22 protein-coding genes are annotated in these 19,973 nt (G+C 68.1%); 11 read left to right on the top strand and 11 right to left on the bottom strand.

From position 1 onward, the window contains the following. The first annotated feature begins 141 nt into the window (after positions 1-141). The 4 genes from FHX39_RS06840 to FHX39_RS20615 all read left to right on the top strand — a co-directional run bounded on the left by FHX39_RS06840 (position 142) and on the right by FHX39_RS20615 (position 2,726). Positions 142-783, top strand: a complete 642-nt coding sequence (locus tag FHX39_RS06840; protein WP_183337373.1) for a hypothetical protein — start codon at positions 142-144, stop codon at positions 781-783. A 258-nt stretch (positions 784-1,041) separates the two neighbouring features. Continuing rightward, positions 1,042-1,230: a hypothetical protein gene (locus FHX39_RS20605; RefSeq protein WP_198423283.1), complete on the top strand. Its 189-nt coding sequence runs from the start codon at positions 1,042-1,044 to the stop codon at positions 1,228-1,230. Between the two features lie 812 nt (positions 1,231-2,042). Beyond that, on the top strand, positions 2,043-2,402 hold the full coding sequence (locus tag FHX39_RS20610) for a hypothetical protein (protein WP_198423284.1): 360 nt from the start codon (positions 2,043-2,045) through the stop codon (positions 2,400-2,402). Positions 2,403-2,495: 93 nt separating this feature from the next. Then, positions 2,496-2,726: a hypothetical protein gene (locus FHX39_RS20615; protein WP_198423285.1), complete on the top strand. Its 231-nt coding sequence runs from the start codon at positions 2,496-2,498 to the stop codon at positions 2,724-2,726. Here FHX39_RS20615 and FHX39_RS20620 read toward each other — a convergent pair. The 11 genes from FHX39_RS20620 to FHX39_RS06895 form a co-directional block, all read right to left on the bottom strand. Continuing rightward, positions 2,723-3,172, bottom strand: a complete 450-nt coding sequence (locus FHX39_RS20620) for an MFS transporter (RefSeq protein WP_198423286.1) — start codon at positions 3,170-3,172, stop codon at positions 2,723-2,725. The genes FHX39_RS20615 and FHX39_RS20620 overlap by 4 nt on opposite strands. Positions 3,173-3,175: 3 nt before the next feature. Then, a complete protein-coding gene (locus FHX39_RS06850; protein ID WP_183337374.1) occupies positions 3,176-3,691 on the bottom strand; it encodes a heme-binding protein in 516 nt (171 codons plus the stop codon). Between the two features lie 35 nt (positions 3,692-3,726). Further along, the gene (locus FHX39_RS06855) at positions 3,727-4,578 is read right to left on the bottom strand and encodes a 3-keto-disaccharide hydrolase (RefSeq protein WP_183337375.1); all 852 of its coding nucleotides are present in this window, start codon (positions 4,576-4,578) and stop codon (positions 3,727-3,729) included. Beyond that, on the bottom strand, positions 4,578-5,579 hold the full coding sequence (locus FHX39_RS06860) for a Gfo/Idh/MocA family protein (protein ID WP_183337376.1): 1,002 nt from the start codon (positions 5,577-5,579) through the stop codon (positions 4,578-4,580). The genes FHX39_RS06855 and FHX39_RS06860 overlap by 1 nt, the downstream gene beginning before the upstream one ends. Continuing rightward, positions 5,576-6,439 carry an aldo/keto reductase gene (locus FHX39_RS06865; protein WP_183337377.1) on the bottom strand — a complete coding sequence of 288 codons (864 nt, stop codon included), beginning with the start codon at positions 6,437-6,439 and terminating at the stop codon, positions 5,576-5,578. Before FHX39_RS06865 ends, FHX39_RS06860 begins: the two co-directional genes overlap by 4 nt. 89 nt (positions 6,440-6,528) lie before the next feature. After that, positions 6,529-7,404, bottom strand: coding sequence for a TolB family protein (locus FHX39_RS06870; protein WP_183337378.1), 876 nt, complete (start codon positions 7,402-7,404; stop codon positions 6,529-6,531). A gap of 48 nt (positions 7,405-7,452) precedes the next feature. Beyond that, on the bottom strand, positions 7,453-7,815 hold the full coding sequence (locus FHX39_RS06875) for a tautomerase family protein (protein ID WP_183337379.1): 363 nt from the start codon (positions 7,813-7,815) through the stop codon (positions 7,453-7,455). 33 nt (positions 7,816-7,848) lie between these two features. Beyond that, complete coding sequence (locus tag FHX39_RS06880; protein WP_198423287.1) at positions 7,849-8,592, bottom strand: carbohydrate ABC transporter permease; 744 nt, start codon at positions 8,590-8,592, stop codon at positions 7,849-7,851. Positions 8,593-8,629: 37 nt separating this feature from the next. After that, positions 8,630-9,457, bottom strand: a complete 828-nt coding sequence (locus FHX39_RS06885) for a carbohydrate ABC transporter permease (RefSeq protein WP_332836936.1) — start codon at positions 9,455-9,457, stop codon at positions 8,630-8,632. Positions 9,458-9,627: 170 nt separating this feature from the next. After that, entirely contained in the window at positions 9,628-10,959 is a 1,332-nt protein-coding gene (locus FHX39_RS06890; protein ID WP_183337381.1) for an ABC transporter substrate-binding protein, read from the bottom strand. Positions 10,960-11,117: 158 nt separating this feature from the next. Then, complete coding sequence (locus FHX39_RS06895) at positions 11,118-12,347, bottom strand: ROK family transcriptional regulator (protein WP_183337382.1); 1,230 nt, start codon at positions 12,345-12,347, stop codon at positions 11,118-11,120. A gap of 256 nt (positions 12,348-12,603) precedes the next feature. Between FHX39_RS06895 and FHX39_RS06900 the strand changes: the two genes are divergently transcribed. The 7 genes from FHX39_RS06900 to FHX39_RS06930 all read left to right on the top strand — a co-directional run bounded on the left by FHX39_RS06900 (position 12,604) and on the right by FHX39_RS06930 (position 19,973). After that, positions 12,604-13,812, top strand: a complete 1,209-nt coding sequence (locus FHX39_RS06900) for an ROK family transcriptional regulator (protein WP_183337383.1) — start codon at positions 12,604-12,606, stop codon at positions 13,810-13,812. A 197-nt stretch (positions 13,813-14,009) separates the two neighbouring features. Beyond that, positions 14,010-14,753 (top strand): SDR family oxidoreductase, encoded by a 744-nt coding sequence (locus tag FHX39_RS06905; RefSeq protein WP_183337384.1) that lies wholly within the window; start codon positions 14,010-14,012, stop codon positions 14,751-14,753. 208 nt (positions 14,754-14,961) lie between these two features. Further along, positions 14,962-16,188 (top strand): ABC transporter substrate-binding protein, encoded by a 1,227-nt coding sequence (locus tag FHX39_RS06910; protein ID WP_183337385.1) that lies wholly within the window; start codon positions 14,962-14,964, stop codon positions 16,186-16,188. A 79-nt stretch (positions 16,189-16,267) separates the two neighbouring features. Beyond that, the gene (locus tag FHX39_RS06915) at positions 16,268-17,242 is read left to right on the top strand and encodes a carbohydrate ABC transporter permease (protein WP_232530591.1); all 975 of its coding nucleotides are present in this window, start codon (positions 16,268-16,270) and stop codon (positions 17,240-17,242) included. After that, entirely contained in the window at positions 17,242-18,090 is an 849-nt protein-coding gene (locus tag FHX39_RS06920) for a carbohydrate ABC transporter permease (RefSeq protein WP_183337387.1), read from the top strand. The genes FHX39_RS06915 and FHX39_RS06920 overlap by 1 nt, the downstream gene beginning before the upstream one ends. Before the next feature lie 84 nt (positions 18,091-18,174). Beyond that, entirely contained in the window at positions 18,175-19,578 is a 1,404-nt protein-coding gene (locus FHX39_RS06925; protein WP_332836705.1) for a GH1 family beta-glucosidase, read from the top strand. Continuing rightward, positions 19,575-19,973: a nuclear transport factor 2 family protein gene (locus FHX39_RS06930; RefSeq protein WP_183337388.1), complete on the top strand. Its 399-nt coding sequence runs from the start codon at positions 19,575-19,577 to the stop codon at positions 19,971-19,973. Before FHX39_RS06925 ends, FHX39_RS06930 begins: the two co-directional genes overlap by 4 nt.

Here is a 19,973-nt window from a genome sequence, read left to right on the forward strand (position 1 = left end):
GGAGGTTCAGCACGTCGACCCGGGTCGGGGTCGGATGCTGCTTGAGATCCCGATGCTCCGACTGGCCCGCCTTCCTGGGACGGGGGCCGACGCAGAGAGGCTCGCCGACGCCGTCGACCTCTTCGCCGGGTCGCGCCGCTCGTGACCACTTGGACCCTCGACCAGTTGCCGAGCGGGGCTTTGACACACGGAGTGACCGCTGAGCCAGCGCTGCACGCTGGACGCACCTGTATGCGGGTCGAGTTGACCGACACCATCACCTACGACGGGAGCCCAGGGGTCGACTACGTCGACCAGCCGACCTTCTTGGTCGTCCCGACCGACTTCGGGGTCGGATCGATCAGCGTTGACGTCGCCAGCGGGCTCAACCACAAGGGACCTCCGGACGCACGTGGCTTCGCCGGCCTCGCCTACCACCTCAGCGGCGAGGTCGATCAGTTCGAGTGCGTGTACCTGCGACCTCTCAACGGCCAAGGACTAAACCCGCCGGCGCCACGCAACCGCCGGGCGGTGCAGTACTTCTCCTACCCGGACTGGCCCTTCGATCGGCTACGCGAGGCGTATCCCGACGGCCGCTTCGAAGCACCGGCCGACCTGCTTCCGGACATCTGGACGACCCTCGTGCTCACCGTCTCCGAGAGCTCCGTGCGGGTTAGCGTCAACGGCGTGGTTGTGCTGGCGGTCGCCGAGACGAAGGCACCGGTTCGGTCCGGACCCGTCGCCCTGTTCGTCGATATCGGGACCGAGGCCTTCTTCGCTGATCTCACGATCACGGCGAGTTAGCGACTCGGGCCAATGACCTTCGAGCGTCTGAGGGTCCGGTAAGCACTCGTGGTGTCAGTCGGGTTCTACTTTGGTGTCGCTGCGGAGCAGGTGACCGTGGTCAAGGGTCGACCTGATGGATATCCTGGCGGCGCCGGACGTGGCCCGTGGGCTGTCCTGCAACCGTCGCCGGCAACCGTGCTCAACGAGTTGCAGCCCGGCGTGGAGTTCGATCCCTGGACGTCCTCGGCTTGAACGCTCTCGTGCTGGCGCGCGATCGTGGCCGCAGACATCGCCAACCACACTCAGAACATCGCGGTCGACCTCGACGACTCGCGGCTCGAGCTGGCCAGGGACTTGGGCGCGACGGGGGACATCAACACCACGATCGACAAGCTCGCCGAGGTGGGCACGGCGCTCACCGCGGTCACGCTCCGATTACGTCGTCGACACCGCTGCGCGTCCTGAACTGTCCGAAGAGGCCGTCGACGCGCTCGCCCTGCGCTCACGCGGGCCAGCGTGGCGCCCCGGCACCCGGCGTCACAGTGAACTTCGGTACCGGCGCCTCGCTGCAAGAATTGACGCTCTAGCGATGAGGTATAGCAGATAGTGCCGTAGGGACGACGAATCTGTCTGTCGTCTGATCGCCCTCTAAGCGGGCCAGCCGTTCCCGTTCGACACGGTGATCCTGCAATGAGTCGGAGCCGGGCACGGAGGAGTAGGTGTAATCGCCGTCTTCCTGACCGCGATGGTAGGCGCGCTGACGGCGTCCGCCGTGGCTCAGAGCGAGGTGAGGCCGAAGACCTGGACTCGTGCGTGGTGCCCCGCTGGTCTGCGCACCATAATTCTGGTGGCGCGATGATCTCGCGTTCGACCGGGTCTGACCTGACCTGTCCTCGACCTTGAGCCACGATCATCACTACGACTTCTGCGCTGACCCGGCGGCCGCCTCCTGGAGAGTCCGAGGGGGTGCCGAAAGTGGCGGGGGCGGGGGTGGGTCTGTGTGCCCCTCCTGGTCCGCCCTCCCGAACGCTCTTAGCGAGCAAAGAGCTCCCGCCGGCCGACGGGTGCAGCCGAAGCACCTGGACGAGCGGCTGCAGCATGATCACGGTCAGCAGCAGGAAGGTGAGCTCATATGAGGTGATCGAGGCGGGCGACGCGGACCCGAGGGCGCGGTCGGACCAACGCAGCAGCAGGGCACCGACAGCCACACCGAGACCGGCGGCCACCTGTTGCAGGGTCGACGACAGAGTGTTGGCGTCGCCAGGTCACCGGGGTCGATGACAGCGAACTGCAGCGAGTTGTACGCGCTGAAGCCCGCCGAGCGGAACACGCCGCTCAGGACGAGGACGGCGCCGATCAGAGCGGCCGCAGTCGTCGGTCGCAACGACGTGATCGCGATCAGCGTCGCCATCGCGCCGAGGATGCTCGCGATCAGCACTCTGCGGAAGCCGAAGCGGCGCAGCAGCGGGCTGGTCGCCGGCTCGATCAGCAGATTCCCGACGAACAGGAGCAGGACCTACGAGCCGGCCCGCACAGCGGACCAGCCGAACCCCACCTGCAGCACGAGCGGCAGGACACCGGACGGCGCTGATGATCGTCCGGTAGACGGAGCCGCCGACGTTCGTGACGCGGAATGAGGCGACCCGCAGGACGGCGAACCGTAGGAGCGGTGCGGTGCACGCCGGAACCGGCACCGGGCGGTGGCGGCGGCGACGACAACGGCCAGGAGCATGAGCACCAGAAGGGTCGAGATCCCGCCGCTGCTCGACGGGCGAGCGACTTCGACGCCGATCATGACGCTGAACAGAAGTGCGGCGCAGATCGCGAAGCCCACCCAGTCCAACGGCGGCACCGCCGACCGGTTCGGCGGCACGACCCGGGCGGCGATGACGAAGGCGACGACCCCCAGGGGGAGGTTGAGCAAGAAGATCCAGTGCCAGCTGGCGACAGTGACGATCTAGCCTCCCAGCAACGGCGCCACCACCGGCGCCAGCAGCGCTGGCCAAGTGAGGTAGGCGATGGCGTCGATCAACTCCGTCTTCGACGTCGCCCGGAGGACGGTCAGCCGACCGACCGGCACCATGAGGGCGCCACCGACTCCCTGGGCGGCGCGGGCGACGACCAGCATGGGCAGGTCGAGGCTCAGCGCGCACACGGCCGAGGCGACGATGGACAGAGCGATCGCGACGAGCAGGAGTCGCCGGGCGCCGAACCGGTCGCTCAGCCAGCCGCTGGCCGGAAGTCCGGCGGCCACAGCCACGAAGTAGTCGGTCATCGCGGCGTTCACGTCCACCGGGCCGACCTGCAGGTCAGCGGCGATCGCCGGTGCGGCGGTCGCAATCATCGTGGCGTCCAGGTTCTCCATGAAGAACGTGCCGGCGACCAGCAGCGCCAGCGGGCGGTTCACCGCTCAGCGGGACTGGTCGACCGCCGACGGATCTGCAGGGTCTGGTGCTTCCTGGGCGGCGCGGATCCCGTCGACGGCGAAGGTGTGGTCGTCCTCCTGGCTCATCCCTGACACGATGACCCAACCTTGGCGCGCGCCCTGGGTCGTGACCAGCGGCACGGCGCCGCCGAACGGGGCCCAGGCCGGCAGTGGCAGTCCGGTCGCTTCCTCGAACGTCGTCCCCGCGTCCAGGTGACGGTTGCGCGCCCACAGGCTGGAGTGTCCTTCGAGGCCCGCGACGCGCCGCTTGCCGTCGATGACGATGTCGTTGTTCAACGAGGTCCCGGGCAGCATGGTCTTGTAGACCAGCCACTCGCCGAGGTAGACCGCGACGGCCACGCTGCGGCCCTCCCGGAGTCCCCGCTCCGCGATCTGGGCGCCGATCCGGTGGCACGTCAGCTCGTCGACGTGGTCGAGCCGCAGCGTCTGCTCCTCGGCGAGGAGGTCGGGGCCGGGCGTGTGGTCGTGGATGCTGGTCATGGTTCCCTCGGATCGTGAGGTGGCGGCGGCGGGCCTCAGAGCGGCGTGAGCACGATGTTGCGCCAGCGGCAGCGTGCACCGCGCGCCCAGCGGGCATCGCCGAAGAACGGGTCGTTGTCGTGCACCTCGAACGCGAGGTGACCGGCCGGTCCGAGGAAGTCTGCGACCTGACCGGCGTCGTAGTGCGGGTGGCGGATCGTCGCGGTGTCGATCGAGGCGACGAGCACGTCGTTGACCCAGGTGGTGATGACGGGTTGAGCCCCCACGCAGCGGATCCGTAGAGCGTTCCAACCCTGCCACCGCCAGGCCTCCAGGAACGCCTGCGGGTCGCCGGTCTGAGCGAGCACGGTCTGCTTGTCCGCGGTCATGGGTTCGAGGGTCGTGGCCGGGTCCTCCAGCTGGAGGCCGCTGGGCGCACCGTCGGGGCCTTGCGACACGTCGAGCACGTACGGCACGCCATGGAAGCCGGCGAGCCCGTTGCCGTAGAAGCCGCCGATCGAACCGGACTTGCGGTGGTCGACCAGGACCTGGAAGCCGTGCCAGCTGTCGGCGCGGCGACGAACCATCACGCCGGTGTCAGCTGGCCAGTCGGGGTTCATCTCAAGGGTGAGCTCGAAGTCGGCGTACACGTCGTCGCTGACGAGATAGCCACCGAAGCCAGGGTGGTCGGGGTGCTGGAACCCCTCGATCGCCCCGTCGACGACCTCCCAGCGAGCGGGGTACGCCTCGGCGAGCGCAGCCTGCTCGGCCGTGAAGACCGGGTACACCTCGGCCAGCGGGGGACCGCCGGGCCAGACGGTGCCGTAGACACGAGGGACGGCATGCCAGCCGTCGAGGGTGCGGCCGTTGAACAACGAGACCGGTTCTCCCCGGGTGGGCGAGGTCATCAGGCTGGTCCTGTTCGACTGGAAGCGGGTGCCGGTCGGGGGACTCCGGCTGCGGTGTAGATCGCATCGATCACGGTCATGTTGGCGACGAAGTCAGCGCCCTCGGTCGCCTGCGTGCGGTTGTTCGCCACGGCGTCGGCCACGGCGTCCAGCTGGTAGTCGTACGTCTCCCGGCCGCCGATCGTCCGGGTGCGGCTGATCCCATCGATGACGGTCGTCACGCGGTGACCGCGGTGGGGCAGGACGAGGTTGTCGACCTCGACGCTGCCGCGCTCGCCCTCGACCCGGAAGGGTGCGGCGAAGGGCACGCCGGCGGCCATGCTCGCGGACAGCGCGACGGTGACGTCGCCGACACTGAGCCGAGCCTCGATGCTCTCGTCGGCCCCCTCGAAGCCGGCGACGTAGGTGGCCGACTCGACGAAGGGCTCGGCGCCGGTGAAGGCGCGGACCCAGTGGACCGGGTAGCAGCCCAGGTCCATCAGCGCCCCGCCGCCCAGGGCGGGCACGTGCCGGATCGATCCGGGGAAGTAAGGGTTGTCGGCTGTGAACGACGTCGCGATCGAGGTGAGTCGGCCAAGCACGCCGGAGCGACCCACGTCGGCGAGATGACCGGTGAGCGGGTGGTAATGATCGTGGAAGGCCTCGATGACGTGCAGCCCGCTCGCCTCCGCGGCGTCGGCGAGCTCGACTGCCTCAACGGCGTCCATCGTCACCGGCTTCTCGCACAGCACGTGCTTGCCGTGCGCCAGGGCAACCAGCGACCAGCGCAAGTGCTCCGACGGCGGCAACGCCACGTAGACCACGTCGATCTCACTAGACCGCAGCAGCTCGTCGTACGAGCCGTACGACGTGGGGATGGCGTGCGTGGACGCGTACCGCGCCGCTGTCGTCGCGTTCCGCGAAGCGACGGCGGTGACCGCGAGGTCGTCGCGTCGCCGCGCCGGCACGATGACGGCCTGCGGAGCGATCCCGGCCGCGCCGAGGATGCCGACCCTGATCACTGCGGTGGGTCCAGCCAGTAGCGCGAGTCCGGCAGCAGCGCCTCCGCTGCCGTCCAGAACTCCTCCGGCAGCTCCTGCGCGACCGAGGCCGGCAGGCCGTCCAGACGCGACCGCTTGGTAAACCCGACGACGGACATGTGGATCCGCGGGTCTCTCAGCGAGAGCTGCAGGGCCGCCGTGGGGAGGTCGGTGCCATGCGCCCGGCAGAGCTCGCGCAGAGCGAGGGCAGCCTCGACCGTCGCGTCGGCCGCGGGTCGGTAGGCGTAGCTACGGGGACCGTCCGGGTTGGCTAGCAGCCCGCCACCCAGGTAGGCCGCGTTGACGACACCGAGACCGTCGGCGGCGGCGCGCTCGAAGAGGGCGTCGGCGCTGCGGTCGACGAGCGTGTAGCGGTTGTGGTTCAACAGCACCTCGAACACACCCAGGTCGAGGAAGCGGTTCATCACCGCGACGTCGCCTCCGGCGACGCCGAGGTGCTCAATCACGCCCGCGTCCCGCAGCCCGATCAGCGCGTCCACGGCCCCGCCCGGCTCGTCCAGCCCCTGGTCGAGCGCGAACTCGGGGTCGTGGAGGTAGACGAGCGGGAAGCGGTCGAGACCCAGGCGCTCGGCGCTCTCCTCGACGGAGCGCCGGACCCGGTTGCCGGAGTAGTCGCCGTCCTTGCCGTCGACCTTGGTCGCGATCCAGTGGCCGGCCGGCAGGCCACCCGCGCGACGGACGCCCTCGGCGATCCGCCGTTCGCTCTCGCCGTCGGAGTAGCCGTTGGCGGTGTCGATGACCAGCACCGGGCTGTGCAGGATGTCGACCACGATCTCGATGCCCTGCTCGGCCGGGACCTCGTAGCCCAGCACCTCGGGCATGCTGCCGAGCGGGGCACCCCCAGCCGCGATGGCTGAGACGGTCAGGCCGGTCGAGCCCAGCGGGCGAAGCCACTCGGGCGAGTCCGTCCTCACGAGATCGGGTACGCGACGAACGCGAACCGGGAGCTGTCAGGCGACCAGCTGTTCACGTTGATGGTGCCCTGCCCGCCGAAGAGCGGGTAGCGCTGCAGCGGGGTGGACCAGTCGTCGGTGGAGACCATCCGGACCTCGACGTCGAGGTCGGCGGGGTGGCCCTCCGTCCCCGCCGGGAAGGAGATGTAGGTCGCCAGCCTTGCGTCGGGGGACAGGTGCGGGAACCAGTCGACCGTCTCGCTCGAGACGAGCCACTCGACCGGCCCCCCGGCGTCGGGAACGCGGGCGAGCTGGGCGTGGCCCGGCCGAGAGGCCCAGCCTTCGGTGTTGAAGTAGATCCAGGCCCCGTCGGGCGACCACTCGGGCCCGTCGATGTGGGCGGGCCCGGTGTCGACGTGGGTCACCGAGCCATCGGGCTCGAGGACGACGAGGCGCCCGACGGGGCTCGCCATGTCGGCGATCTCCACGTAGGCGAGCCGCTTGCCGTCGGGCGAGACCCCGTGCAGGAAGTGCCAGTTCCCGTCCTCGGGCGTGACCCTCTCCGAGGCGCCACCGGCCAGCGGGCTCTTGTAGATGTGGGTGTCCATCGCTGACACGTAGACGTGCTCGCCGTCCGGGTCCAGCACGTGGTCGTTGTTCAGGTCGGGGAGGCCGGGCAGGTCGACCGGCTGCAGGCCGGCTGAGGGGTCGTCGGGGTCGAGGGTCCACAGAACCCCATCGCCGTTCAGGAGAAGCAGGCCGTCGATGGTCCAGTTGGGCGCCTCGACGAGCAGGTCGGAGGTCTCGAGGACAAGTGTCGGGGCATCGAGCGAGGTGCCGCCGAGCCACACCTGGGAGCGCTGGCCGGGTTCGAGCACACGTGGGTACTTCATGTCAGTCCAATCGGGTCGTGAGGAGAGCGAGCGGAGACGTCGAGGGCGTCAGACCGGCTCGGGGGCGTACCAGGTGGAGTTCTGGCCGACCTCGTTGATCACGAGCAGCAGGTTGTCGCGCCTGATGTCGAGGGCGGACACCTCGTCGACAATCGCGCTCATGGCCGCCTGCTTCTGGTCGTCGCTGTAGCCCTTGCTGGCGACGAGCTCGATGAAGACGATGTCGTCTCGCTGCTGGTTGGGGAAGGTGGGGGAGTAGACGAGCTCTCCTGGCTCGTGGAGCCGGAAGATCTGGAACAGGTCGTCGGCGGGCATCTCGAAGCCGGTGACCATGCCGCGCAGGATCGCGGCGCTGATGTCGGCCATCTTCGGTTCGAGGGTGCGGTGCATGTCGATCCGGGCGTGCGGCATCGCGCGCTCCTTTCGTTCGTGTGTGGTGGATTGCTACTTGAGGGCACCCGCGGCGAGGCCGCGTTCGAAGAAGCGCTGGAAGCAGACGTAGGCGATGATCACCGGCAGCGCGGTTATCACGGCGGCCGCGAGCACCTTGGTCTGGTCGTTGTTGTACTTGCCGATGAAGAACTGCGGGATCAGCGTGATGGTCTGCTGCTCGGGGGTCTGCAGGAACAGCAGCGGGAACAGGTAGCCGTTCCAGGAGCTGATGAAGACGAGCACGACCACGGCCGCGACGATCGGCTTCGTGAGCGGCAAGACCACGTGGACGAAGGCGCGGCCGGTGGAGGCGCCGTCGACCCGCGCCGCTTCGACCAGCTCCGAGGGGATGCCGTCGACGAAGTTGCGAGCGAGCAGCACGGCGAAGGGGACCTGCAGCGCCGCTGCCGGGATGATCACTGCCCAGAGGGTGTTGTACGCGCCGACGGCGGTCACGGTGGCGAAGAGCGGGGCCAGCAGGACGACCTCGGGCAGCGTGAGACAGGCCAGCAGCAGCCAGAAGTAGACCTCCCGGCCGCCGAGCGGGAGCTTGGAGAAGCCGAACGCAGCGGTCAGTGTGCAGGCCAGTACGATGACGATGACGCCGATCGAGATCAGTGCGCTGTTGAGGAAGAAGTGCGGCAGCAGGTCGAGCGAGAGGACCGTGCGGTAGTTGCCCCACCCAAGCCCTGCCAGCGACCCCTGCACCATGGCCACCAGGGGGAAGACGAACGGGATCACGAGCAGGGTCAGCACGACCTGAACGAGGACTCGGCTGCGCCGGCTTCGAAGCTCAAACACGGCGGGCCCCCCGTTCCTTGCCGGCCACGTTGAGGGCGACCGCCATCAGCAGGGCGAGCACGAGCAGGACCATGGACAGCGCCGCTCCGTAGCCGACCTGGGAGAGGGCGACGCTGACCCGGTAGATCTGGGTCCCGAGGAACTCGGTGGAGTAGCTCGGCCCGCCGACGGTGATCAGGAACGGGATGTCGAACGTCTTCAACGACCCGATGGCGGTCAGGATCGCGATCGCCAGGGTCGTGCCCCGCACGCCTGGCCAGATGATGCTGCTGACGACCCGCAGGTTGCTGGCCCCGTCGAGACGGGCTGCCTCGAGGATCTCGGTGTCGATCTGGCTCATCGCGGCGTAGTAGAGGACGAAGTTGATGCCGGTCGACTGCCAGATGGCCACCGACATCACCACGACGAGCGCCGCCGCCCCGTTCGCCAGCCAGGGGTAGCTGAAGTCGTGCAGCCCGAGGAGCCGCAGCACGACGTTCAGCTGACCGTCCGAGGAGTAGATCTGGCGGAACACCGGCGCAGTCGTCGCGGGTGCGATGACCACAGGGATGAAGATCAACACCTTGTAGAGCCCGCGCAGCCGGACCTGGGAGTGCAGGATGACCGCAAAGGTCATGCCGAGCAGCACCTGGACTGCGAAGGTCACCAGGAAGAACACCGCGGTGTGCTGCAACGCTCGCCAGAAGATCGGGTCGGAGAACATCCGGACGTAGTTGCGCGTCCCTACCTGCTCCGGTTCAGGGCTCGCCCCGTCCCACTTCAGGGTCGAGAGGTAGCCCGTGTAGCCGATGCAGTAGTAGAGGACTCCGACGGACACCACCAACGCCGGCAGGATCCAGGGCAGGGCCGCGTTGCGTCGGACCCATGACTGCCTCGGCCGACGGTCACCAGGCGCCCCCCGCACGACCGACTCCCGGGAACCGTCGCCATCGACCTGACGGCGGCGACGGCTGCTCTGCGTGAGCGCGGGGGGCGGCAGGACGGACCCGGTCACGATCCGACCGGGTTGGCGTCGAACGCGGCCTGCACGTCAGCCGCAGCTTCAGTGGGGGTCTTGCTTCCCCCGAGCACGGCCTGGTTGGCGTCCGAGATCGCCTGGAACCGAGCGGCGGGCAGGTTCTGGCTGCGCGGCTCGCTGGCGTCGGCCGCCTTCGTGTACAGGTCCTTCAGCAACGGCTCCTGGACCTTCTGGTTCACCAGCTTGATGTCGTTCCAGGCAGGCTGCACGCCGGCGAGGGTCGGTAGCGAATCGACATTGTTCGCCACGTTGCTCTGACCCTGTGTCGTCCCACCCAGCCACAGCGCGAACGTGGTCGCCGCGTTGAGCGACTTCGACTTGCTGTTGACCGCCTGCGCCGCGTCAGGGTCGGTGAACAGAGAGGCAGGGTTGCCCTTGCCCGCCACATCGGGGAACGAGATGGGCTGGATGGCTACCTTCGCCGTGTCGACCGGTACACCCGCCCCGGCCAGGGCAGCGGTCAGGCTGTTCACCGTGGCGTACTGCGCGTACCAGGACCCCATCTGCACCATCGGCACCTTGCCCGACAGGAAGGCGTTGTTGACGTCGGGATACTGCTGCACACCGACTCCGCCCGGATCGAGGATCTTGTCCTTCTGCAGGTCGGAGAAGATCTGCCACGCCTGCACCAACCGCGGGTCGGTCCACTTGACCTGGTCCGTGGCGGCTTGCTGGTAGAGGCCGGGCTCGATGCTGTTGACGATGGAGTGGAAGGTGTCGACATCGAAGCCAGAGGCGCCGATGCCCTCCTTGAAGCAGCCCAACCCGTTCGAGCGGAACGTCTGGCACGCCTGCTGCCACTCGGCGAGGTTCGTCGGTACCTTCACGTTGTACTTGTCGAACATGTCCGGGTTGATCCACATGTTGCCGGCCGCGACCTTGGCGAACGGCATCGCCTTGAGCTTGTCGTCCTTGCTGAACGCCTTCACACCGGTGGCATAGACCTTCGACTGCCAGTCCGACCCGAGGAGCTCGGAGACTTTCGGAGTGAGGTCGGCGGCGTACGGGTTGAACACGTCGAACGGACCGACCGTGCCCGCTGCGGCCATCGTGAACACGTCGGGACCGGAGTCGGACGCCAAAGCGGGTCGGAGCACCGCGGTGTAGTCCGCGTTCGGGACCTTCTTGTAGGTGACCTTGATGTCGGGGTACTGCTTGTTGAACTCCGCGATGTCGCGCTCGGCGACGTCGTTGTCCGGGGTCCAGCTCCACCACTGGATGGTGCCTGCGGTGGGCGATCCGCCGTCGCCACCCGAGGTCGATCCGCCACTACCACCACCGCCGCAGCCGGCGAGAGCGATCACCGAGGTGACGGTGAGAGCGATTCCTTGCACGATCCGTGAACGCCTGCGAAGCACGGTCAGTCCTCCTGTCGGGGCGTCGGCTGTGACGCTTGCGGAGGACACTAGGCCTGTTCGAGGGACTTAGCAATAGTTAGTTACGAAAGTAAGGGAGCCCTGGCCTACCAGCGGACCGCCAGGTCGTGGTGGGGGGTCAAGGCGCTGTGCAGCACGACCGAGGCCGCTCCTAGCGCGGCGACCTCGGGACCGCCCCCCGCGAACTCGACGTTGACGGCGTGTACGCCGCGGGCCAACGAGGCCTCGGCGAGCCGGGTGCGGATGGCGGCGAGGTAGATCGGGGCGGCCGAACCGAACCCCGGGCCCGCCAGAAAGATGGAGTCGAGGTCAAGGGTGTTCGCCAGGCCGCGGACGACGTCGGCGACCTGCCGCGCCGACGAGCGGAGGAGGTCGAGCGCGGTGGCCGAGCCGGTCTCGGCCGCCTCGAGCACCCGTCGGTGCACTGTCCCCGGCTCGGTGTCGGCGTCGACCTCGAAGGTACGACGCAGTTCGTCGTCGGCGAGAACCTGCGCGATGATGGCGCGCGGTGGTCCCACGGTCTCCAGGCAGCCGTTCGCCCCGCACCAGCAAGGGCGACCTTGGGCGTCAACGGTGACGTGGCCGATCTCGCCGGAGTTGCCCGAGGCTCCCCGATAGAGCGACCCGGCGATCACGATGCCTGCGCCGATGCCCTCCGACATGTAGACCGTCATGAACGTGCGTGGTGCGTCCTTTCCGCCCGACCAGAACACCCCGAGGGCCGCGCAGTTCGCATCGTTCTCGACCGTTACGGGGAGGCCGAGGCGCTCGGCCAAGGCCTCGCCGGTGTCGAAGCGCTCCCAGCGGTCGGCCACAGCGGCGTCTTCGCCCCAGCCCAGCGGGCTACGACGCCGGCCGGAGCTTGCCAGCCCGACGCCGATGATGGACGCCCCAGGCACGCCCTGGTCGCGCAGTAGCCCCATGACCGCTGAGGCGGCGCGAGACACCACCGGCGCGGGTTCGTCCCGACCGAACCCGGGGATCCGACGCTCCGCGATCGGCGCGCCGTCGAGCCCGCACAGGACGATGACGCTGGTCGAGATGTCCAAGGTGATCCCGACCGCGTATCGCGTGCTCGTGCTGAGGCGCAGAAGCTGGGGACGCTTGCCGCCGGTGGACTCCGCTTCGCCGGCGTTGACGACCACCCCGTCGGCGAGCAGATCCTTCACGATCTTCGAGATGGTGGCCTCGGTGAGCCCTGAGCGCCGCGACAGCTCCACGCGGGAGACGCCGTCGCTCGAACGGATCAGGTCCAGGACCGCACTACGCGTTCCCCGGTACGAGCTCCCCTTGAGGCGCTGCGGTCCCGCGTCCATGACACCGTCCTATTCAACGTCCTCCAGACCTCAGGTGTTGAGTCAGCGTGAAACTACACCGGCTGCCCGCTTGCCGCGGTCAGGTGCGACGCCGGGTGCGCATCGAACCTGTCCCGCGGCCGCTGCTGGGGTGCGCGACCGGGGAAGCGCCACCGGCAGGTTTCTGCCGCTAGATTAGAAAGATCGGTGCTCGGCTAAAGGAGAGCTCGTGCTGGGACGCCCGGTTCCCCGCGTGTCGTTCCGGAAGGATGAGCGTGTGGCGAGCCAGTACCGCGGGGTGACCGCGCTCGAGACACATGCGGCGATCCTGGACCTGATCAGGTCGAGCGGTGTGGTGAGCCGAACCGAGCTCGTCGACCGTTCTGGACTCACGGGGGCGACGATCACCCGGATCATCCGGCAGCTGATGCAGGACGGCCTCGTGGTCGAGACCGGTCAGGCCGAGTCGACCGGGGGCAAGCCCCGCACGCTGATCCAGCTGAACGCCGCCGCCCGGGCTGCCGTCGGGATCTCGGTCGAGGACCTGGGCATCACCTACGTGGTCGTCGACCTCAACGGGAAGGTGATCGAGCGTCGGACTACGAAGGGCAGCGGAGGGCGCCGCCCGATCACGGTGACGCAGCAGATGGCCGAGGAGACCAGGCTGCTGCTGTCCGGAGCCGGGATCGATTCCGGCGATCTCCTAGGGGTCGGGGTGGCCGTCAAGGGACGCCAAGACAGCCCCTACCGCAAGCTTCGGGCCGACCCGGATGCCGCGCAGTGGGAGCAGTTCGACCTCGAACACACTCTGGGCTCCGCGCTGGCCACCTCCGTCATCGTCGACAACGACTCGATCTGCGCCGCCGTGGGGGAGTTCTGGATCGGGCGTCGGCCGCCGACCGACAATGTCGCCACGGTCTACATGACGGACGGGTTCGGACTGGGTCTGATGATCAGGGGGGACGTCTACCGTGGTGCGTCGGGCAACGCCGGTCAGATATCCCATGTGCTCGTCGACCCGGACGGACCGCAGTGCGAGTGCGGACGCCACGGCTGCCTCAACGCCATGGCGGGTGCGGTCCGCATCGTCGAGCTCGCGCGTGGCGACACCGACCTGCGTGCGTCGCTCCGGCTGGGACGCACCGGCGCCACGGTCCGCCGCGACCACGAGAAGGTCGCTGCCGCGGCCGCACGGGAGCATCCAGCCGCGCGCCGTCTCATCGACGCCTCTGCCCAGCACCTAGCGTCCGTGCTGGTCTCGCTCACGAACCTGATGGACCTGCACTCGATCGTCCTGGCGGGGCCGGGTTTCGCCGGCGTCGGCGAGATCTACGTCGATACCGCGGCCGAGCAGCTGCGGCGTTTCAGCTATGTCGGACTCGTCCACGCGACCGAGGTGACCTTGTCCGAGACCGGTCCGGACTCGGCGGCTCTGGGGGCGGCCAGCCTGGTCCTACGGTCTCGGCTCGGGCCCAGTCGCTCCTAGACCTGTTCGATGTGGCGGGAGCTGCGCGAGGTCTGAGACCCATGCACTGAACACCCGGACGGTCATCGACAGCTTCCTCGAATACCACGATCACCAGGGTCGACCGGGGAACCCTTGACATACTTCCTTTCTATACATTAGAAACATCGTATCCAGTCGGCGACGAGGCCGAGGTGCAGAGAGCAAGGAGGCTCCTGGTGGGATCCCTTCAGGGCCGTGTCGCCCTGGTCACGGGCGGATCGCGTGGCATCGGGCGTGCGATCGTCGAGCGGCTGGCCGCAGACGGCGCCTCCGTCTTCTTCACCTACGCCGGTCGTGTCGACGAAGCGACGGCGTTAGTGGGGGAGCTCAGCACGCCGGAGCAGCCCTGCCGAACCGCCCAGTTACAGATCGAGTCCACCGATCAGGTGCGTCAGGTGTTCGCCGAGGTCATCGCGGTGCTCGGCGGGCTCGACATCGTCGTGCACAGCGCGTGCACCGACATCGTGCGCGCCGACGTCGCCGACATCACCGACGACGATTACCAAGTGATGGTTGACGGCAACCTGAAGGGCGGCCTTACCGTCCTGCAGGAGGCCGCGAGGCGCGTGAACGACGGCGGACGCATCATCAACATCTCTTCGCTGGACACGGCCAACCCGGCTGCTGGCAACGGGCTGTACGCGGCGAGCAAGGCAGCGGTCGAGCAGCTGGTAGCCATCGCCAGCAAGGAGCTCGGCAGCCGCGGGATCACCGCGAACACGGTGTCGCCGGGCGCCGTCGACACCGAGCGGTTGCGCGCGGACCGGACGCCGGACGAGCTGGCGGGTGCCATCGCGGCCACGCCGCTCGGCAGGCTCGGCCGGCCCCAGGACGTCGCGAGCGTCGTCGCGTTCCTCGCCGGGCCAGACGGCGGCTGGATCACCGGCCAGAACCTTCGCGCCGGCGGAGGCATCGCATGAGCACCTTCACCTCTCACCCATCGACCAGGAGCTGACCGCCATGACCCCTTCGACCCGGGCAACGCCGCCTGCGGCAGGTACGCCTGCCCGTCGATCCCGCCGCATCGCCCGCAGGTCCCGCCTCGCGGCCGCCACCGTCGTGCTGGCGGTGACCTCACTGGTCACGGCAGCCTGCGGCGGGGGGGGAGGAGCGAGCTCGGCTAGCGACATGCAGACGATCACTTACTGGTCCCCGCCCCAGGCCGGTCAGTCCGAGAGCGGCACGAAGGCCCTTCTGCAACCACTGACCGACCAGTTCAAGGCCGAGACGGGCATCACCGTCAACGTCGAGGTCATCGACTGGAGCAGCCTGCTCTCCAAGCTCACTACGGCGATCGCCAGCAACACCGGTCCCGACGTCGCCTCGGGGGGCAACACGTGGAACGGCATCTATTCCGACACCGGCGGCGTCACTCCGTGGACCCCGCAGATGCTCGACCAGATCGGCGGGACCCAGCAGCTCGTACCGGCGTTCACCAAGGTGATGGGCTACCCGGGCAAGGACCCGGTCTCCATCCCCATCGGCGGCGGAACCTGGCAGATGGTCTACAACAAGAAGATCCTGGCCGACGCCGGCATCACCGCGCCTCCGAAGACGTGGGACGAGTTCATCGCCGACGCCCAGAAGACGACCGACCCCGCGAAGGGCATCTGGGGCACCTCGGTCAACGTCGCGAACGTCTCCGACATGACCACCTGGGAGTGGATCCTGATGCGCCAGCACGGGGGCGACTTCTTCGACGCCTCGACCGGCAAGGCGGCGGCCGACTCGCCCGCCAACGTCGAGGCCATGCAGTTCTTCCTCGACTGGATGGGCAAGGACAAGATCATGTCGCCGCAGGCCGCGCAGTACAACGCGGCCCAGTCGGAGCAGGACTTCAACAACGGCAAGCTGGCCTTCCTGTTCACCCAGGGCCGCAGCAACGTGACGATGGACCAGTCGAAGTACGAGGCGGCCCTGCTGCCGATGCGGTCAGAGACCCCGCCCGCCGACCAGGCCGTCCAGTCCCACATCGCTGGGGAGAACGTCATCCTGTTCAGCTCCAGCAAGAAGCAGGACTCCTCGATCAAGTGGATCAAGTTCCTGCTGAGCACGAAGACCCAGATCACTAAGAACGTCAACAACGGCTCGATCCCCGTCACGCTCGACGCCGCCAAGGCGTCCGAGTTCAGCAAGTACAAGATCGACAAGATCGACATCGAGATCGCCGACAAGTACGCCCAGCCGCAGCAGATCAACTCCGACGACGGACCGCTGTCGCAGGCGTACACCCGCGCTATCGGTCAGCTCGCCGGCCAGGTCGCGACCGGCAAGCAGGTCGGGGCACCCGAGATCCAGTCCGCCCTCCAGGGGGTCCAGCAGGCAGCCCTCGCCCGGGAAGCCACCCAGAAGTGACCGGACGCCGGTCGGGCGGCACAGCCGCCCGACCGGCCGTCCCGATCCCACCGCAAAGGCCGGAGGAGAAGCAATGGGCATGACCCAGGGAGCAGTTGTCCAAGAGCCGACGACGTCCACGCCCGGGCGGGCGAACGGGCTCGTCGCCAAGGTGCGAAGCGCACCGCCGGCCTACCGGCGCCGCGTCTTGTGGTACCTGATGGCACCGGCAGTCCTCTGCGAGGCGCTGGTCTACGTCGTACCGATCCTGGTCGGCGTCTTTACCAGCTTCACGAAGGTCAACCAGTTCACGATCCGCGACTGGTTCAGGGCCCCGTTCATCGGCTTCGACAACTTCAAGCTGATCTTCGGATCGCCCGCGATCGGGGGGCCGATCCTGCGGTCCCTGCTGCTGAGCCTCGGCTACGTGGTCGCGGTGGTCGCCGTGAGCCTGTTCCTCGGATTTGTCGCCACGGTCTTCGTCCGCAGCCTGCGTCGCGGCCGCTTCTTCCAGATCTTCTTCGTCTTGCCCTACGCGACGCCGCTCTACGCCGGTGTCCTGGCGTGGGACTTCGCGTTCCAGGGCAACGGGGCCGTCAACACCCTGCTGCACCACGACCTCGGGATCACGGGCGACGTGCTCTACCTCCAAGACCCCTTCGCGTTCTCGAGCCTGGTGGTCACCGCGGTATGGCGCACCTGGCCGTTCGTGTTCTTGATGATGCTCGCCGCGACGTCGAACATCGCCACCGAGCTCTTCGAGGCGATCTCGGTCGACGGCGGCGGACGGTGGGCCGAGGTGCGCCACGTGATCCTGCCGCACGTCGCCTCCACGCTCGGGGTGCTCGCTCTGCTGCTGTTCGTGTGGAACTTCAACGACTTCGCTACACCGTTCGTCTTCTTCGGCCAGATCGCGCCGCAGTCGGGCAACTTGTTCCTGCTCAACACCTACACGACGACCTTCGTCAGCTTCGCCTACAGCGTCGGTGCCGCGATCACGCTGCTCGCGGTTATCGTCCTGGCGCTCTTCATCGTCGTCCCCTACGTCAAAATCACGCGATTCGGAGACCAGTGATGAAGGACGTCCTCAGCTTTCGGGTCGCGCGGGTGGTCGTGCTGGCTGCCCTGTCGGTCTTCGTCCTGTTCCCGATCTACATCGCGTTCGTCACGGCGGCGACTCGCTTCGAAGACTTCTCCAACACCTTCCAGTGGTGGCCGCAGCATCCGGACCTCGGCGCGTTCGTCGACGTCTGGCACGAGACGCCTCTGGCCAAGTACTTCATGAACAGCATCATCGTCACCGTCGCGACGGTGGCCATCGCTATCCCGATCGCGCTCGCAGCGGCTTACGGCGTCAGCCGCTACCGCTTCCCCGGGCGGCAGGCCTTCTTGGCCGTCATCCTGTCCACGCAGATGTTCCCCGGCATCTTCTTCCTGATCCCGCTATTCCTGCTGCTCGTCAAGCTGCAGGGCCTGGTCGGCGTCCAGCTGGTCGGGTCCAGGCCAGCGCTGGTCCTGGTCTACCTCTCGTTCGCACTGCCGTTGTGCATCTGGGTCCTGGCGGGCTACTTCGCCTCCATCCCGAAAGACATCGAGGAGGCCGGCATGATCGACGGGTTGTCCGACGTCGGGGCCTTCGTCCGGCTCGTCCTGCCGTCCAACCTGGGGGCCGTGGTCGCCGTCGCCGTCTTCGCGACGGTGCTGTCCTGGAGCGAGGTCCTCTTCGCGTCCGTGCTCACGACGAACGCGACCCAGACGCTCGCGATCGGGCTGTCGGCGATCGTCGCGCAGCCCACCTCACCGATTCACTGGAACAACATCATGGCGGCCTCGATCCTGGCCAGCCTCCCGATCGTGGTCGCCTTCTCGCTGGTCCAGAAGCGCTTCGTCCAGGGCCTCTCCAGCGGCGCGGTCAAGGGCTGACGCGGTCGGCCACCGTCCGACAGGCCCGCTGCCGGTCCTGAAGATCTATCCGCACGGCGGCCTGTGCCGCGTCCGCGAAAGGTTGTGAGCACCATCTCCACCACCGCTGCACCCGAGCCCGTGACGTTCCCTGACGGCTTCGGCTGGGGCACCGCGACAGCGAGCTACCAAATCGAAGGAGCGGTCGGCGTCGACGGGCGCTCACCCTCGGTCTGGGACACGTTCTCCCACACCCCCGGGATGATCACCGACGGCTCGAACGGTGACCGTGCCGACGACCACTACTACCGCTACGCCGAGGACGTCGAGCTGATGGCCGACCTCGGCACGAGCTTCTACCGCTTCTCCTTCGCCTGGCCCCGGCTGCAGCCGGACGGCCACGGCAAGCTCAACCCAGCCGGCCTCGCGTTCTACGACCGGCTCACCAACAAGCTGCTCGAGCGCGGCATCACCCCCTGGGTGACCCTCTACCACTGGGACCTCCCGCAGGTCCTCGAGGACGCCGGCGGCTGGCCCGTCCGCGACACGGCCCTGCGCTTCGCCGACTACTCCACCCAGGTGTTCGACGCGCTGAAGGACAAGGTCGAGCACTGGACGACGCTCAACGAACCCTTTTGCGCCGGCCTCCTGAGCTACGCCGCCGGCCAGCTCGCGCCAGGCCGCAACGAGCCGGTCGCCGGCATCCACGCGGTCCACCACCTGCTGCTGGGGCACGGCTTGGCGCTGCAGGCGATGCGTACCCAGGCCGGTCCGGAGCACCAGTTCGGTCTCACGCTGAACCTGTCGCCGGTCGCTGCGGCCACGGACAGCGAGGCGGACGCCGACGCGGCCCGGCGCATCGACGCCCTGTCCAACCGGCTCTTCCTCGACCCCATCCTGAAGGGCAGCTACCCCGAGGACCTCGTCGCGGATCTGGCTCCGCTGATGACCTTCGACCACGTCCAGGCTGGCGACCTCGAGCTCATCAGTCAGCCGATCGAGGCGCTGGGCATCAACTACTACATGAAGTACGTGGTCCGGGCCGGTCGGAACCACCGCTACCACGGGACGCCGTACGTCGGCTCCGGCGACGTCGAGTTCGTCGGCGCCGGGCTCCCGCGGTCAGCCCGCGGTTGGGAGATCAACCCCGACGGGCTCTACGAGCTGCTGACCCACGTGTCGAGCGCCTACGACGCACCACCGCTGTGGATCACCGAGAACGGCATCGCCCTGGACGACGTCGTCGACGCCGACGGCGCAGTGCACGACCCGGACCGCATCGCCTACCTCGACGCCCACTTCCGGGCCGCGCACCGCGCCATCACCGACGGGGTCGACCTGCGGGGCTACTTCATCTGGACGCTCACCGACAACTTCGAGTGGTCCTACGGGGAGTCGTCCCGCTTCGGCCTGGTGCACGTGGACTACGAGACGCAGGTCCGCACGCCCAAGGACAGTGCCGCCTGGTATGCGAAGGTCACGGCCGACAACGGCCTGGGAGAAGCATGACCAAGGAGCAGCAGGCCGTCCGCGACCGCAACGTCGCCGCGGTCGAAGCCATGTACGAGAGCGAGCGTGTACGCGACCTCACGGCCTGGACGTCCCTGTGGCACCCGGAGGGTCGCCAGACCTTTCCTTTCGCCCAGGCCGCGACGGTCGAGGGGATCGAGCAGCTGACCGAGACGACGCGGCACAAGTTCGAGAGCCGGCCGCCGTACGCGATCCACGTCGTGACCGAGCCGTTCGAGGACCCCGCTCGGGTCCTGGCCCGGCTACGGCTGGAGACGCCGCAGGGGCAGCTTCTCGCCGTCATCTGGTGCGTTTTTCACCTCGACAAGGCCGGCCTCATCGTCGAGGTCGAGGAGATGCTCGACACCGCGAGCGCTACCCCGATCCCGGGCTGA

The sequence above is a fragment of the Microlunatus antarcticus genome, from assembly GCF_014193425.1.
Taxonomy (GTDB): Bacteria; Actinomycetota; Actinomycetes; order Propionibacteriales; family Propionibacteriaceae; genus Microlunatus; species Microlunatus antarcticus.